This window comes from Lactobacillus sp. UMNPBX1 (assembly GCF_002554085.1).
Classification (GTDB): domain Bacteria; phylum Bacillota; class Bacilli; order Lactobacillales; family Lactobacillaceae; genus Lactobacillus; species Lactobacillus crispatus.
On the sequence record NZ_PCZI01000004.1, the window covers coordinates 80,645 to 96,016 of the forward strand.

The 15,372-nt window shown below is 34.6% G+C and carries 13 protein-coding genes and 1 pseudogene; 12 read left to right on the forward strand and 2 right to left on the reverse strand.

What is annotated here, in order from left to right; translation table 11 throughout:
• Positions 1-40 precede the first annotated feature (40 nt).
• Positions 41-1,555, reverse strand: coding sequence for a M1 family metallopeptidase (locus CP352_RS03920; RefSeq protein ID WP_089145416.1), 1,515 nt, complete (start codon positions 1,553-1,555; stop codon positions 41-43).
• Between the two features lie 133 nt (positions 1,556-1,688).
• Here CP352_RS03920 and CP352_RS03925 point away from each other — a divergent pair, with 133 nt between their 5' ends.
• Positions 1,689-2,666 (forward strand): class III bacteriocin, encoded by a 978-nt coding sequence (locus CP352_RS03925; RefSeq protein WP_089145415.1) that lies wholly within the window; start codon positions 1,689-1,691, stop codon positions 2,664-2,666.
• 78 nt (positions 2,667-2,744) lie between these two features.
• On the opposite strand, the gene CP352_RS11120 is transcribed toward CP352_RS03925, so the two are convergent.
• On the reverse strand, positions 2,745-2,903 hold the full coding sequence (locus CP352_RS11120; RefSeq protein ID WP_164480614.1) for a hypothetical protein: 159 nt from the start codon (positions 2,901-2,903) through the stop codon (positions 2,745-2,747).
• A 160-nt stretch (positions 2,904-3,063) separates the two neighbouring features.
• Between CP352_RS11120 and CP352_RS03930 the strand changes: the two genes are divergently transcribed.
• The 11 genes and pseudogenes from CP352_RS03930 to CP352_RS03975 all read left to right on the forward strand — a co-directional run bounded on the left by CP352_RS03930 (position 3,064) and on the right by CP352_RS03975 (position 15,086).
• Entirely contained in the window at positions 3,064-3,378 is a 315-nt protein-coding gene (locus CP352_RS03930; RefSeq protein WP_025005298.1) for a type II toxin-antitoxin system RelB/DinJ family antitoxin, read from the forward strand.
• Positions 3,379-3,395: 17 nt separating this feature from the next.
• A complete protein-coding gene (locus CP352_RS03935) occupies positions 3,396-4,277 on the forward strand; it encodes an SPFH domain-containing protein (protein WP_089145524.1) in 882 nt (293 codons plus the stop codon).
• Between the two features lie 139 nt (positions 4,278-4,416).
• Positions 4,417-4,908, forward strand: coding sequence for a flavodoxin (locus CP352_RS11285; protein WP_233186907.1), 492 nt, complete (start codon positions 4,417-4,419; stop codon positions 4,906-4,908).
• A 29-nt stretch (positions 4,909-4,937) separates the two neighbouring features.
• Positions 4,938-6,008: pseudogene (gene purD / locus CP352_RS03940) on the forward strand (phosphoribosylamine--glycine ligase); the annotation flags it as partial.
• 313 nt (positions 6,009-6,321) lie between these two features.
• Positions 6,322-6,651: a hypothetical protein gene (locus CP352_RS03945; protein WP_089147537.1), complete on the forward strand. Its 330-nt coding sequence runs from the start codon at positions 6,322-6,324 to the stop codon at positions 6,649-6,651.
• A gap of 126 nt (positions 6,652-6,777) precedes the next feature.
• Positions 6,778-7,779: a hypothetical protein gene (locus CP352_RS03950; protein ID WP_098034871.1), complete on the forward strand. Its 1,002-nt coding sequence runs from the start codon at positions 6,778-6,780 to the stop codon at positions 7,777-7,779.
• A 122-nt stretch (positions 7,780-7,901) separates the two neighbouring features.
• Positions 7,902-8,666: a DUF4393 domain-containing protein gene (locus CP352_RS03955; RefSeq protein ID WP_089147450.1), complete on the forward strand. Its 765-nt coding sequence runs from the start codon at positions 7,902-7,904 to the stop codon at positions 8,664-8,666.
• Positions 8,667-8,797: 131 nt separating this feature from the next.
• Complete coding sequence (hsdR, locus tag CP352_RS03960; protein ID WP_098034872.1) at positions 8,798-11,101, forward strand: EcoAI/FtnUII family type I restriction enzme subunit R; 2,304 nt, start codon at positions 8,798-8,800, stop codon at positions 11,099-11,101.
• 14 nt (positions 11,102-11,115) lie between these two features.
• Positions 11,116-12,594, forward strand: coding sequence for a class I SAM-dependent DNA methyltransferase (locus CP352_RS03965; RefSeq protein ID WP_098034873.1), 1,479 nt, complete (start codon positions 11,116-11,118; stop codon positions 12,592-12,594).
• Positions 12,594-14,072, forward strand: a complete 1,479-nt coding sequence (locus tag CP352_RS03970; protein WP_098034874.1) for a restriction endonuclease subunit S — start codon at positions 12,594-12,596, stop codon at positions 14,070-14,072. The genes CP352_RS03965 and CP352_RS03970 overlap by 1 nt, the downstream gene beginning before the upstream one ends.
• Positions 14,073-14,681: 609 nt before the next feature.
• On the forward strand, positions 14,682-15,086 hold the full coding sequence (locus CP352_RS03975) for a hypothetical protein (protein WP_089150071.1): 405 nt from the start codon (positions 14,682-14,684) through the stop codon (positions 15,084-15,086).
• Positions 15,087-15,372: the final 286 nt, after the last annotated feature.

Genomic DNA, 15,372 nt, shown 5'->3' on the forward strand with positions numbered 1-15,372 from the left:
AATAACCTCGAAATTCAAACATTTTCGGGGTTATTTGATTTTATTCACTTAAGTACTTAGGATCAATAAATTTATTGATCACGTTGTTAACCTTCTTTGAATTATCGTACTTGCGGATAATGTTCAAGAAGTCTTGCGTGGTTGCTTGCTTCAAGTAGTAAGTTTGGTAGTAATCGTGTAAAGCATCAAAAAACTTATTTTCACCCATGGCTACTTTTAAAACAGCAGGGAAATCCATACCAAGTTCGTAAGCCATGTTTTCAGTATCAACACCTTTTGGTGGATTATTAACAGGGTAGTTGATGTAGTTGGCCTTTTGATTCTTATTAATGAATTGGTTAGCATTTTCTTTTAAGATCTTGTTAGCACGCTTGACGTTCTTACGAGTGTAGAACTTACTGTGCATCAGTTTAGCACAGTAGGCCTTACTCTTAGTGTAGGTCAAACCGTAAACGCCATTTTCAAGGAAGTTGGTAAGACCTTCGTCAAGCCAAGGTTCCATGTATTCGTCGCTGCCGACAGTGCCGTAGAACCATTGGTGACCAACTTCGTGAGAAACATCTTCAGTTAATTCATTATATCTATCAAGTGGGTGCTTCTTTTGTAAAAAGCCACTAGCGTCGATCATAATCAAACCAGGATATTCCATACCGCCGGTGTCTTTGCCAAGTAAACCTTCAGTAATATCAATTTCTTTGTAAGGATATTTGCCGATCTTTTTGGTAAAAATGTGGAAACTGTCTTGAGCAGTCATTAAAGCTAGCTTGTTGTATTGCTTGCTGTTTTTGCTTGCAAGGTAGTAGTCGTTGATTCTTACGCCGTTTGCATAAGCGTGATCAACCTTGAATTTGTTGGAAGCTGTGATGCCGACTTCACGCATGTTGTTGGCAACAATTGTGGTTTTACCATTCTTAGTGGTATTTTGACCAGAAGCTGCAACCTTGTAGCTCTTAGGTGCAAAGAAACTAACGTGGAAGTTGCTTACAGCACTGTTGTGGTTTTCACCAGCATCGTAGTATGGGTGATAATTCCACTTACCGTTGCGATAATCGCTTAAGTATGGGAAACAGAATGACAGGTTATAAACCTTACCGCCGTTGATATTTTGGTAGCCAAAACGATCTTGTCTCTTAGGTACACCGGTAACTACGTTGACAGTTAAATCAGTAGATTCACCTGTATTTAGACTTTTGTTAACAAATAAATTGCTCTTGTCTTTACCGGTAGTGTAAGAAAGCTTTTGACCATCTGATGAAATGCTTTTAACTGAAGTTGTCGCATTTCTTGTAGCCTCAAAATTCTTGTGGTCGTATTTCAACACGCCGCTAGCAATATTTCTAACCAATAAATTTCTAACAGGTTCATTGCCGTTATTAACAACGTGCATGGTAACTTTTTCTGTTAATTGATTCTTGCGAGTGTCCAACTTCACGATCATGTTGTAATTTGTTGCCTTGATCGTAGGATCAGCCGCAGCTTGAACTTTTGAGTTGAAGCTAAATAATGCCGCAATGGTTACTGCACTCGACAATAAAAGTGTTGTTCTTCTTTTCATAATTTTCCCTCCAAGAAAAATTTACTCTAATTATTGGAAGTTATCGGCATAAAGTCAATCTATTTTTTGATGGTAGGATATAATTTGTGTATAAGTGAAAATGAATAGATATAAAGAAAGAAGATAAATAAGAATGGTTAAAAGTATTACACCTCATTTGGTTTATCGCTTGAATGGGATGCACCATGTTGTAGCACAAGTTGGTGTAGTAAATGGTGATCATGTTTTTGCCTTGCAACTTCTTCACAGTGCACATGATGTGTTGGTTTATAGAAAACATGAAGGTTTAACCAAGAACATCGATTATACTGATCCACACTTAGTAATGATGGGCTTTGGCCACACGCAAACCTGGGTACCAGCTAATGACAAGGATGAATATTTCGTAGGTGCTAAACCAAATTCAGGCAACTGGACTACTCAAATTGCACGAGTAAAGTACCCAAGACTTTTACCAGAAAGATATACTTCAAATACACAACTTCCACGTTTGTCACACTTGAATCACGTAACCGACGTTCCTTATGATGGTCATGATCACTTGCACAGAGTAGAAGCTTCAGTTTCACCAAATGGCAAGTACTTCATGATTGCTTCAATTTGGGATGATGGTTCAGGTCACTTTGGTTTGTTTGACTTAAATGAAGTAAACCAAAAGTTGAATGAAAATGGCACTAAGAACACGCCAATCACTGATTTACATTGCTTGAGTGCTTTCCACATCGACAACTTCGATAATCCAAGTGTCGCTCCAGATGAAGAAACGCTACAAATGATTGATTCAGTTCAAGGCTATGCTATTGATGATGACAAGAATATCTATATTTCTAACCAATTGTCACCAAAGATTAACCATGAAACTGGTGAAGTAACTACTTGGTCACGTAAGATTGTTAAGTTCCCATGGGGTGAAACAAACAGTGATAACTGGCAAGTAGCTATGGTTGATGGTATTGATTTACCAGATCGTTACAGTGAAATGGAAAGTATCCATGTTAATGCCGCAAATGATATTTACTTAACTGTGGCTTACCACCAAAAGTACATTAAGGGTGGAGAATATAAATTAAGAACTTTGGAAAACCAAATTTTCCATATTACTGATTTGTAGAATAATAAAAATTAAACCAAGTAAAAAAGTGCTGATGTGTCTTTGTTTATGAAGACTATCAGCACTTTTTATTTCATATTAATCAGTAATTCTTTCTTTACCAACAGCACGTTGTTCGGAAAGATTATAACCTAACTCTTCAATTTCTTGTCTTTTTTCTTTGTTATTAATTTGAGGAAGAGTATCCCAAAAGTTAGACTTGTTTTTCTTAATCTTTGAATTTCTGTTAGTTTTCATTGTTGTTTCCTTCATTTTCACTTTCTATAAATATAAGTATACTCTGAAAACCAAATCTATTTTTAGCTATTAAGATCGATTAATTCAAAATAACAAAAATATATGCAATTTATATGCGAACGATATATAATAGTATCAAATTCAGAAAGGAGTAAAAATTATGGCAGAAAAAACAACAGGACTTTATGTCAGAATGAATCCAGAAAAGAAGGAAAAGGCAGAAGCTATTCTGAAAAAGCTGGGGTTAAATTCAGCTACGGCAATTAACATGTTCTATGATCAGATTATTCTTCATAATGGTATTCCTTTCAGAGTAGAGATTCCAAATGCATGGGATAATTTGGATCAAATGAATAAATATGAATACGCCAAACTGCTTGACGAGCGCCTGAACACATTGACCGGAAGGGAAGATTTGCTTGGAGATGTCGCCAAGAGGCTTGATGCGGAAAAGAATGAAAAGAAAGACAACTAAGTTTTGAGGTAAAAATTATGATGGTAAGAATTATTATTGGCATTATTGTTGTTTTAGTTATTGTGTATGTTTGTTGTGGTTTTAGAATCGTTCCACAAAATAATGAAGGTCTGGTTGAAACCTTGGGTAAGTATTCTAAGACAGTAAAAGCTGGATTTATCTTTGTCTGGCCACTTTTCCAAAGAATTCGCAAAGTTCCATTAGCACTTCAACCACTTGAAATTTCTAAGTACTCAATCATTACCAAAGATAACGCTGAAATTTCTACTAGTTTAACTTTGAACTACTTGGTCACTGATTCATACCGTTACTTCTACAACAACACCGACTCAGTTGAATCAATGGTGCAATTAATCCGTGGTCACTTGCGTGACATTATTGGTCGTATGGATTTGAACGCAGCCCTTGGCTCAACTAAGGAAATTAACGATCAACTTTTCACTGCAACTGGTGACCTGACTGATATCTACGGTATCAAGGTCGTTCGTGTCAACGTTGATGAACTTCTACCAAGTGCTGAAATTCAACGTGCCATGGACAAACAACTTACTGCCGACCGTGAAAAGACTGCCGCAATCGCTAAGGCCGAAGGTGAAGCTCGTACCATTGAAATGACCACTAAGGCTAAGAACGATGCTTTGGTTGCTACTGCTAAGGCCAACGCTGAAGCTGTTAAGACGCAGGCTGATGCCGATGCTTATCGTGTACAAAAGATGCAAGAAGCTTTGTCAAAGGCCGGCGAAGGATACTTCAGAAACCAGAGTTTAGACAGCTTTAACCAATTAGCTCAAGGTCCTAACAACTTAATCGTGGTTGGCAAGGATGAAATGACTGACTTGGGTAAGGTTCCCGTTTTGAAAAAGGTGTGGGATGCAAGCGACGATAAGAAAGATGAATAAAAATTAGCTCAATTCTCAAATGAGGATTGAGCTTTTTTATACTTTTAACGTATACCAGCATCAACATTAAATAATTTTAACACTCTCTTGCTCGCCTTATACTTGTAGTAACAATGAGAACAAGAGGGGAAAGAAAATTATGTTTGGTCGTACTTATTCAGATTTAGGTTCAGTTGTTGGACAAATTAATGGTGAAGATATTCGCACAAATCAATTAGAAAGACATGGCTATGATTGGGAGAATGGTTATGGCACTCCATCCGATGGCCAAGATACTAATCGTGATGGTCAACCAGTTAGAAAATTAACTAAAGATGCCAAAAGCATCATTATCTTTTGGTTGTGTTCCGGTTCAACTAAGTTGCTCGCAAGTAAAATTACGCGTGAAACCGGTGCTGATACTTTAGAAATTACTTTAAGAAATCCTTATCCAGCAAATTACCGTAAAACGCTCAATCGCGCTAACTGTGAAAGAATTCAAAATGATCCACCAGAGCTTGAGATGCAGTTACCTGATTTGAGTCAGCCAATGAAGGCATTCCTACTTGAATATGGTGGCGAGTTTTCTAACAAGGAGATTGCACCATTCCTTTTTGAAGGTGGATATGGTTTGGTGATAGTACTGAATTGATCCGTGAGTTTATTGCACGTGATGGTGGTAAAAATAAAAAGGTCGATTGGACATTTGTTGGTCCAGAAAATGTCCTTTGTGCTGGCATTACTGATAAATTTGAAAAGGCAGGACAAAAGATTTTCGGCCCTAACCAAAGAGCGGCACAATTAGAAGGCTCAAAAGATTATGCATTGCGCTTCATGAGCAAATACAATATTCCAACGGCTCGCTATGAAACTTATGCCAGTGCTGAAACTTGTATTGCAGGTTTGAAGAACTTCGATTATCCAGTGGTGATCAAAGAAGATGGTTTAGCTGGTGGTAAAGGTGTAACCATTGCTCAGAACCAAGACGTCGCTGAAGAAACGATCAGAGAAATGTTTGCTGGTGGCCAAACTGCTGTCGTCCTTGAGGAATGCTTAGTTGGTCCTGAATACTCAATGTTCGTGGTTGATTCGGAGGACCAATTCACCATTTTGCCAATGGCGCAAGACCATAAGCGAGTTGGCGATGGCGACAAGGGTCCAAATACCGGTGGTATGGGATCATATTCTCCTTTGCCACAACTGAAAAAAGAAGATCGTCAAAGAATGATCGACGAGATCGTGAAGCCAACGATGAATGGATTGGTTCAAGGAAACTACCATTATTGCGGTATTTTGTACATCGGTTTAATGATGACGGAGAATGGTCCAAAGGTCATTGAATATAACGTTCGCTTGGGTGACCCTGAAACTCAAGTTGTCTTACCTCGAATTAAAAATGATTTTGCAGAAGTGATCGATGCAGCGGTAAATCATGAGAAATTGCCTGAGATTGAAGAAAACGATCAGTCAGTGTTAGGCGTAGTTGTCTGCAGCAAAGGCTATCCAACGCATCCGGCACCTAATGTGAAGATCGGCAAGTTGCCTCACGGCACTAATACTTATATCGATTATGCCAACGTGAAAGGTAATTTGGATAATCTGATAGGTGATGGTGGCCGCCTGTTCATGGTAATTTTGGAAGCCGACAATCTAGTCCAGGCGCAGGATAATGTGTATTCTTATTTGAGTAAGCTTGATCTGCCAGATTGCTTCTACCGCCATGATATTGGCAATCGTGCTTTGAGAGATTAGACGTGAGAAGAAAGTCCCAGTTGGGGCTTTTTTGTTTTGGTTGAAATCTGGTATAATTGATACGAACACTTGGTCATGGCGATGGGATCGATGATAGATTTTCTCCACGTAAGTGGAGGTGATCCTGAAGCGACTTTTAATAGAAGAACGAGTAATTAGTGTTCTCCACGTAAGTGGAGGTTTTGAAGATTATTAAAAAGCTCTTAGTTGTGAAAACTAAGGGCTTTTTTGATAAGTTAATAACATTATAGGTCATACTAAATTTTCTCTTTTATAATAGGCTTGTATTGGGAGTAAAGGAGAAAAGAATATTATGAAGAAAATAACGATGTTGCTGGCGTTGATTTGTTTAACATTTGCCGGCGTGAGTGTTTCGACTGCTCAACCAGTTCAAGCCGTAAGTAAGTATTCTGAAAAGTGGCATACTGTAAAAACTACTGAGAAGGTCTATAGATATAGGCCATATGTGCCTAGAGGTGCTGCTATGTATCAAATGAAATTTATTCATAAAACACCTATTAGGAAAGGGACATATTTAAGACTGCGCTGTCCAGGTACTCATTATCTATGGCAATTTGTGATTGGTGGACGTTATTGGACCGTTTTAAAAAATGATGCCAGATGGTTTAAGAATGTAAGATAAAATCCATGTGAAGAATTGAAATAATTCTGATAATGAATTTATGATATAATACCTTTGGATAGTGTTTGAAATTAATAAAGCTCTTAGCTCGTGTAGCTAGGAGCTTTTATTTTTTAGGAGGTTCAAATGAGCAATTTGGAATCAAACTTTAATGATCAATTTATTAATAAGCTGCATCAAGCATATCTAAAGAGAGTTGGTATCTATCATGTACCTAACGATGAATTAACTAGGTTTTCATGGACGGAAAATAAAACTGTTACTATTTATGCTATTAAAGTTTTTACTGCAGAGCCGGGCTATAAGTTTTATACAATCTTTTTTGCCACTAAAAATAGCGATGAAAAGAATAAATTAATAATATTAGATCTAACAAATAATACTGAAGATCCTAAATTTTTTAGAATTGACGATGGTTTACCTGTAAAAAAGCTTTTATGGTTAAATAGTCATAATTTGTTGAATAAATCTATAGGTTCGAATATAATTACTCCTTCTGCTAATTTTAGTTATGTTAAAAAAGTAGAAGAAGAAGGCGACTTCTTATTCGAAAATTGGGCACAAAAGTGGGTAGATCAAGAGTATGATAGGACTCAAGAAGCGGAAGAAAATTCCACACTAGTGGAGGCTTTTCCAGATTTTCCTAATACAAAGCAAAGATTCTTTATCGATAGATATCATTTTAAAGACATGTTAGAGAGCTTAAATGATAGTCAGTTTGAAGATGAATTTAATCAATGCCTTTTTGCTTACGAGAATGAAAAGTGGTTTTTATGTGCTACAGGTCTAGGCAGTTGCTTAGAGCACTTAATGTTAATTATTCTTACAAACTATGATAAGAATGGTTTTAGAAATGAAAAAAACAGAGGAATATTTCATGGATTTCCAAAAAATCCAACTGCTCAGGATTATGTGAGATTATTTACAAAAAATCCCATTAAAATTACCTCAAGACAGGCTACTTTTATTAATTTACTATATATGGCACGAAATTCTGTAGATCATCATAATACTGGTAAAACACAAAAGAATCTTTGTGATCTTTTGTTAGACGGTATATCTGATATGTACAATGACTATTATTCAAGTAGTGTATTATATAAGTCCACATCCAAAGAAGATGAATAAAAAATACTTATTTAATTAATTGATTAAATGAAAAGTTTTCCGTTATTTGCAAAAGATAACAACTTTATCTGTAGAGTAATAATTAATAAAAAGTTATCTAAGAGTAACTAGAAAGGATATTTATGCTTGATCCTATTACATTAGAAGCAATCAAAGATCTTATTCCTGAATCAACAAGAGAACTACTATTTAACCCCGCAGCAAATGAAGTGGGTAAAGGAATTGGCGCGCTATTATCAATGTTATTTTCTCCGTTATTAACATTAAACGTTATTGAAAAACAAAAACTTGCTAAATTTGCTGATAAAATTGCTAATAAGGTCAACAATATACCAGAAGAAGATCGAGACTTCGATAAACCAGGCTTGGCACTTAAAGCTTTAGAGGAATCACGATATCAAATAAGTAATGACTTACTGCAAGATATGTTTTCTAGTTTATTAGCTTCTGGGGTTAACAACCAAAAGAACGAAGATATCACACCTAGATATGCTACAGTTTTATCTCAAATAGGATTTAAAGATGCCGTTTTCTTGCAGGAATTAAATAATCAAGAGGGACGAAGCTTTCCCATTGCAAAATCACGCCATACTTATGATGTAACGGGAAGTAGTTTCCAAGATGCTTCAGATCCCTTTCTCTGCAATGAAGGTGATGAAATAAAAAGAGTACCAATAGAATCTGTTGATGTACTACAATCATTAGGCATAATTAAACAAGAAGAATTTTTGGCTATTGCGGAAAAAGAATTTCAGAATAAATATGAATTACTTGATGATTATTTAAGAAATAAAGACAAAGGTGGTAAGTATTACATTAAAATAATTCCTGGTGTAATTCATCCAACAAATTTCGGAAATCATTTGTTAGATTGTATTTTTGAATAAAGTGAAAGCTCTTAGTGAAAACTAAGGGCTTTTTCAGTAGCAGGAATATTGAGTTGTAGCGCTTTTTCTACGATAATAGAACTAAAAGTGATTTTTGATGAATCAAATCCTAACTAAATGAGGTGAATGATATGGATCCTGAAAAAATGAATTTAACGGAGGAGGATATCAAGAACAGATATATTTCACCTGCTATTTTTGAAACAGCAGGTTGGAAGAAAAAAGATTCTTTGATGGAATATTACTACACGGATGGTCAAATCAATGTTGTAGATGATGTAGCCAAACGTGGAAATGGTAAGAAAGTAGACTACTTACTCTTATACAAGCCTAATTATCCAATCGCAGTGATTGAAGCCAAGGATAGAAAGAAGCATGCATTACCAAGTGCAGGGTTGCAGCAAGGTATGGGATATGCCAGAGATTTACAAGTTCCATTTGCTTATTCTTCCAATGGGGATGCATTTGTTGAGCATGATATGCTGACAGGAAAAGAAAGGACTTTGACTCTTGATGAGTTCCCAACTAAAGAAGAACTTTGGAAGAGATATGTTAAGGAAAAGAAAATTTCCGACAAAGAAATCAAAGTAATTAATGAACCATATTATTCATCCAGAGATACTTATTCACCACGTTATTACCAACAAAATGCTATTAACCGTGTAGTAGAAAAGATTGCTAATGGCGAACGTCGTGCCTTATTGGTTATGGCTACTGGTACGGGTAAAACTTACACTGCTTTTCAAATTGTCTATCGTTTGTTAAAAGCTGGGATTAAGCATAGAGTCCTTTATTTAGCTGACCGTAATATCTTGGTTGATCAGGCAAGAATAGGTGACTTTAATCCATTAAGTGACAAGATAACTAAAGTTCAAGATGGACATATGGATAGTTCATATCCAATTCAATTCGCTCTATATCAACAATTAGCAGGCAGAGATGAAGATATTGGACATGAACCATTTAGACAACTTAAGCCAGATTTCTTTGATTTGGTTGTAATCGACGAAGCACACCGTGGTTCTGCTAAAGCTGATAGCCAATGGCGTAAGATCTTGAATTATTTTGATGGTCCTAATGTAACTCATTTAGGTATGACTGCTACTCCTAAGAATGATAAAGAAGCTTCAAATATTCAATACTTTGGCGATCCAGTTTACACATATTCACTTAAACAAGGTATTGAAGATGGTTTCTTAGCCCCATATAAAGTTATCAGAGTTAACTTCAATGTAGATATTAACGGCTTTCGTCCACTCAAAGGTGAGAGAGACAAGCATGGTCGCGAGTTCGATAAGCAGTTATACACAACACGTGACTTTGATAAAAGCTTAGTCATTGATGAACGTACTGAAATGGTTGCTAAATATGTAAGTAAATATATGAAGGACAATGATCGACGTTGGGATAAAACTATTGTCTTTTGTGAAGATATTGAACACGCTGAAAGAATGCGTCAGGCTTTCGTGAATGAAAATTCCGATTTAGTTGCTCAAGATTCACGTTACGTTATGAGAATTACTGGTGATGATAATACAGGTAAAGCACAATTAGATAATTTTGAAGACGTTACAAGTAAGGTACCTACAATAGTCACGACTTCTAAATTGTTGACTACCGGTGTTAACGTAAAAACTTGTAAAACTATTGTGTTAGATTCAAATATTAATTCCATGACAGAATTCAAGCAAATCATCGGTCGTGGTACTCGATTAGATACTGATCATGGTAAGAGTTACTTCACTATTATTGATTTCCGTGGTGTATCAAGGTTATTTGCTGATCCAGCATTTGATGGTGAACCAATTGAGATAATTGATGGTAATAAAGGCATAAGCTCTCACAAATCTCATCATTCTGGTGTATCAGATTCTGCTAAGCAAAAATATGAAGTAAATCGTAATGTAAAGGTTTCAAATGCTGAAACTCAATTCTTAGATGAACATGGTAACCTAATCACCACTTCTCTGGTTGACTACACTAAGAAGAATATTCTTGGTGCATATGCTACATTGGATAATTTCCTTCAAGCTTGGAATAAAGCTGATAAGAAACAAGTGCTGCTTGATGAGATGGAAAAGCATGGCATTCTCTATAAGGAAATCATCAAGCAAAAGGGTATCAGGGACATGGATCCATTTGATCTCATGATTCATCTTGCATACAATCAAAAACCACTGACTAAGTCAGAGAGAATTAAGAATGTTAAAAAGTCAGGTATTCTTGATAAATACCAAGGTGCTGCTAGGGAGATTCTTGATGCTTTACTAGAAAAATATAAAGATGATGGAATTACTGATTTGGAAAGTAATAAGGTATTAAGTTTACCTGAATTTGAAAAATATGGTGGTGCCGTTAAGATTATTTTGACCTTTGGCGGTAAGAAGAATTACGAGAATACTATTAAAGAAATTAAAGAGAAAATTTATAGCTAGGGAGTTTTTATTAAATGGCAGGTACGACTACTCAATTTGTTAAAAGAATAAGAGATATCATGCGTAATGATCCAGGTATCAACGGTGATGCACAGCGAATTGAACAATTATCTTGGATTTTGTTCTTGAAAGTTTATGACGATAGAGAACAAATTTGGGAGATTGATCAAGATGATTATGAATCAATTATTCCGGAAGGGATGCACTGGCGTGAATGGGCTGAAGACAATAAAGATGGTAAAGCTTTAACTAGTGATGAATTACTAGACTTTGTTAACAATAAATTATTGCCTACGTTGAAGAACATCACTGTAACTAATGAAACTCCTATTAGCAAGGCCATTGTAAAAGATGCTTTTATTGATGCTAACAACTACATGAAGAATGGTGTTTTATTGCGCCAAGTAGTTAACGTAGTTAATGAAGTTGACTTCACTGACCCTAAGGATCGTCACTTATTTGGTGATATCTATGAAAGTATCTTGAAAGAACTTCAAAGTGCTGGTAGTTCTGGTGAATTCTATACTCCTCGTGCATTGACTGACTTTATTGCAGAAACTTTGAAGCCTAAATTAGGGCAAAGAATTGCTGACCTAGCTTGTGGTACTGGTGGCTTCCTTGTTAGTGCTTTGAATATCTTGAGTAAACAAGTTCATAGTGTTGAAGATAGAGAACTGTACAATAAAGCAGTTTTTGGTATTGAAAAGAAGGGACAACCTTATATTTTGGCTGTAACTAACTTGCTTCTTCATGATGTTGATAATCCAGATATTGTTCATGGTAACTCACTCGAAAAGCGAGTTACTGAATACACGGATAAAGATAAGTTTGACCTGATTATGATGAATCCTCCATTTGGCGGATCAGAATTGCCTATTATCAAGCAAAATTTCCCTACAGATTTGCAAAGTAGTGAAACTGCTGACTTGTTCTTGGCATTGATCATGTATCGTATTAAAGATAATGGTAAAGTCGGTGTGATTTTGCCAGATGGCTTCTTATTTGGTAATGATGGTGCAAAGCTTAATATTAAGAAACGTATGCTTAAGGACTTCAACCTTCATACTATTATTCGTTTACCAGGTAGTATTTTTAGTCCATATACTTCTATTGCCACTAATATTTTGTTCTTTGATAAGACAGGTCCTACCAAAGAAACTTGGTTCTATCGTTTAGATATGCCTAAGGGATACAAGCACTTCTCTAAGACTCGCCCAATGAAGTTGGAGCATTTTGATCCTGTGCGTGAATGGTGGAATGATCGTCATGAAATTCAAGATGAAGATGGTAACTATAAATCTAAGGCTTACACTCCTGAAGAATTAGCTAAGAATAATTACAACTTTGATTTGTGTGGTTTTCCTACAGAGACTGAAGAAGTTCTACCACCATTTGAATTGATGGATAAATATCAAAAAGAGCGTAAAGAATTAAATGCGAAGATTGATAAACAATTATCCATTATTAAACAATTGCTTGAGGAGGATGACTAATGACTCCTGAACAATTAAAAGCTTCAATTCTTCAATATGCAGTGGAAGGTAAGTTGGTTAAGCAGGATTCTAATGATGAACCTGCCAGTGAATTGCTTAAGAAGATCGAAAATGAGAAAGATCAATTAATTGAAGAAGGTAAAATTAAGAGAAGTAGAAAATTGTCTGCAATTACTGATGAGGAAAAGCCATTTAATATTCCTGATAGTTGGGAATGGGTGAGATTAGGAAATATTTTTGATATTACTTCTAGCAAGAGGGTAATGAAAAAGGAATGGAGAGATTCAGGAATTCCTTTTTATAGAGCTAGAGAAATTGTAAGTATCAATAAAAATAGACCGCTAAAAGATCCTATTTTTATTGATGAAGATACATATCTTAAAAAAATCAAAATATCCGGAAAACCTAACGAAGGCGACATCCTTTTAACAGGTGTTGGTACATTAGGAATTCCGTATATTGTTCCTAAAGATAAGAAGTTCTATTTTAAAGATGGAAATATTATATGGCTGAAGAATTTTGGTAATTTAAATTCCGAATATCTTAGTTGGTATGTTCAATGCCCATATATGTTAAAAATAATAAATGATAATAGGGGGACCACAGTAGGCACTTTAACTATAGTTCGGTCAAAAAATTTAGTTATTCCTATTCCACCATTAGAAGAACAAAAACGTATTGTAGCAAAAATTGAAAAATTAATGCCTTTGGTAGATGAATATGCTGAATCATATAATCGTCTTCAAAAGATTGATAATGAATTTGAAGATAAATTAAAACAATCTGTCTTGCAGTATGCTATGGAAGGTAAGCTGGTTAAACAAAATCCTAGTGATGAACCAGCCAGTGAATTAATCAAGAAGATTGAAAATGAAAAAGCCGAATTAGTCAAAGAAGGAAAGATTAAGAAGAGCAAGAAGTTACCTGCAATTACTGATGATGAAAAGCCGTTTGATATTCCTGATAGCTGGGAATGGGTAAGATTAAAACAAATTACTACATATGGGAATTTTAACTCTATAAAAGGATCATCTATTCCTGATAACTCATGGGTTGTAGATATGAAAGATGTACGAAAAAATGGTGGTGGTTTTTCAGAAATTGTAAGAAGGAAATCTACTGATATTTATAAAAGTAATAAATACTCTTTCAATAAGAATGCAGTTTTATATGGTAAATTAAGACCATATCTCCGAAAAGTTGAAATAGCTCAAACTAGTGGTTTTACAACCACAGAAATGCTGCCAATTAATGTAGTTGATTTAAGTACTTTAGTTCCACAGTATTTAAGATATGCTATGCTTTCACCATACTTCGTTAATTTGGTTAATGATTCTATGTATGGTATGAAAATGCCACGTGTAGGAACGACTTTTTTAGCAAAAATGGTAGTACCACTTCCACCATTAGAAGAACAAAAACGAATTGTAGAAAAAGTTGAGGAACTTCAAAGTTCAATAAGCAATTTATCTAAATAAATTAATCAAAAAAGTTTAACTAGAAGATGGAGCTAACATCATGCCAATATTCACTAGATATAAATTGAGTGGTGAGTTTAAACCCGATGATGAGTTAAAACAATTTATTAGAGATTTTAATAAAAAACATCAAAAATAAGATTGATAAATTTCTACTTGTAACTACTATTCTTAGTTGATATCTTTTGATATAATTTTATGAGTAGAAAACAAACGTTTTGTTTTAAATCTTTATTTAACTCATGAGAAATGTAAATAGATCCTGATAAAAACAGGCTGTTTGCAAAAGCTGTTTCTTTATCTAATCTAAGAGGAATGTAAATACAATAAACAATGGCTTAAAGTCTTCACGACGTCCATTTTTTATCTAACTCAAGAGAATTACAAATAAATATATTTACAATAAAAAAGGCGATTCCTTAGTGAAAATCGTCCTTTTTTGCGTGTACAGAACAATATGGAGTATTTAAAGCTAATTCATATACTAAGTTTAATTTACCAATTATCGTTACTGATCCCGATGAAATAAAAAATATAAATACCTTAACGGTCGGATTTAAGGCTATTAAAAGAACATTATTTAGAAATACAGATAAACAATCTTATTATGTGACTTATAATGTTAAGAATTTACTACAGGATTCACGTTTTAAGAAGGGATATAATAACGAAATAAAAATTTTCATTACTATAAGTGAGATTTTAAATAGTGAAAAACTAGAAGATGCTTTTTTGTATGATGAATTATCTAAGTTAGATATAATTCTGGGAGAGTTGAAGAATAGTGAAATAAGTGATCAAGCATTATCCGATATAGTAAATATGTATAAATACTTAATTGAAAATAAAACGATGCTTTCAGTTGAGGTGAAAAGTTTATTGCGTGATATTACGAAAAGATCTACATTGGGTTTTGCCACTGAGAATAATCAAAAAAGAAAAGACTTAATGCTAGAAATAAAAAAAGACTTTAGTAAAATTTCTGATAGAATTATAACGTCAACTAAATTTTAAGCTAAAAGTTTATATTTGATCTGATATAATAATTAAGAATCTAATTTTAAGATTGTTGTTAAAACAATTTTTAAAATTATGGTCGCATTTATATGAGTGCGTGGATTGAAATCAATATATGCTTTCTGGTATTCCTTTTAAAGCTAATTGTAGGCTAATCAGAAAGGTTAATATTTAAAGGCTCCATAAAAGTGGAGCTTTTTTCTTTTCGATTAAACTTCCTATTAAAAGATTACCCTTGAAACTGGTAAAATAGATAAGTAAGTATAGAGAACAATTTATTAAA

What these genes read in the sequence shown, in the direction of transcription:
- CP352_RS11285 (WP_233186907.1), top strand. Translation starts at nt 4,417, where the DNA reads ATGTTTGGTCGTACTTATTCAGATTTAGGTTCAGTTGTTGGACAAATT.
- CP352_RS03930 (WP_025005298.1), top strand. Translation starts at nt 3,064, where the DNA reads ATGGCAGAAAAAACAACAGGACTTTATGTCAGAATGAATCCAGAAAAG.
- CP352_RS03970 (WP_098034874.1), top strand. Translation starts at nt 12,594, where the DNA reads ATGACTCCTGAACAATTAAAAGCTTCAATTCTTCAATATGCAGTGGAA.
- CP352_RS03920 (WP_089145416.1), bottom strand. Translation starts at nt 1,555, where the DNA reads ATGAAAAGAAGAACAACACTTTTATTGTCGAGTGCAGTAACCATTGCG.
- hsdR (WP_098034872.1), top strand. Translation starts at nt 8,798, where the DNA reads ATGGATCCTGAAAAAATGAATTTAACGGAGGAGGATATCAAGAACAGA.
- CP352_RS03950 (WP_098034871.1), top strand. Translation starts at nt 6,778, where the DNA reads ATGAGCAATTTGGAATCAAACTTTAATGATCAATTTATTAATAAGCTG.
- CP352_RS03925 (WP_089145415.1), top strand. Translation starts at nt 1,689, where the DNA reads ATGGTTAAAAGTATTACACCTCATTTGGTTTATCGCTTGAATGGGATG.
- CP352_RS03955 (WP_089147450.1), top strand. Translation starts at nt 7,902, where the DNA reads ATGCTTGATCCTATTACATTAGAAGCAATCAAAGATCTTATTCCTGAA.
- CP352_RS03935 (WP_089145524.1), top strand. Translation starts at nt 3,396, where the DNA reads ATGATGGTAAGAATTATTATTGGCATTATTGTTGTTTTAGTTATTGTG.
- CP352_RS11120 (WP_164480614.1), bottom strand. Translation starts at nt 2,903, where the DNA reads ATGAAAACTAACAGAAATTCAAAGATTAAGAAAAACAAGTCTAACTTT.
- CP352_RS03945 (WP_089147537.1), top strand. Translation starts at nt 6,322, where the DNA reads ATGAAGAAAATAACGATGTTGCTGGCGTTGATTTGTTTAACATTTGCC.
- CP352_RS03965 (WP_098034873.1), top strand. Translation starts at nt 11,116, where the DNA reads ATGGCAGGTACGACTACTCAATTTGTTAAAAGAATAAGAGATATCATG.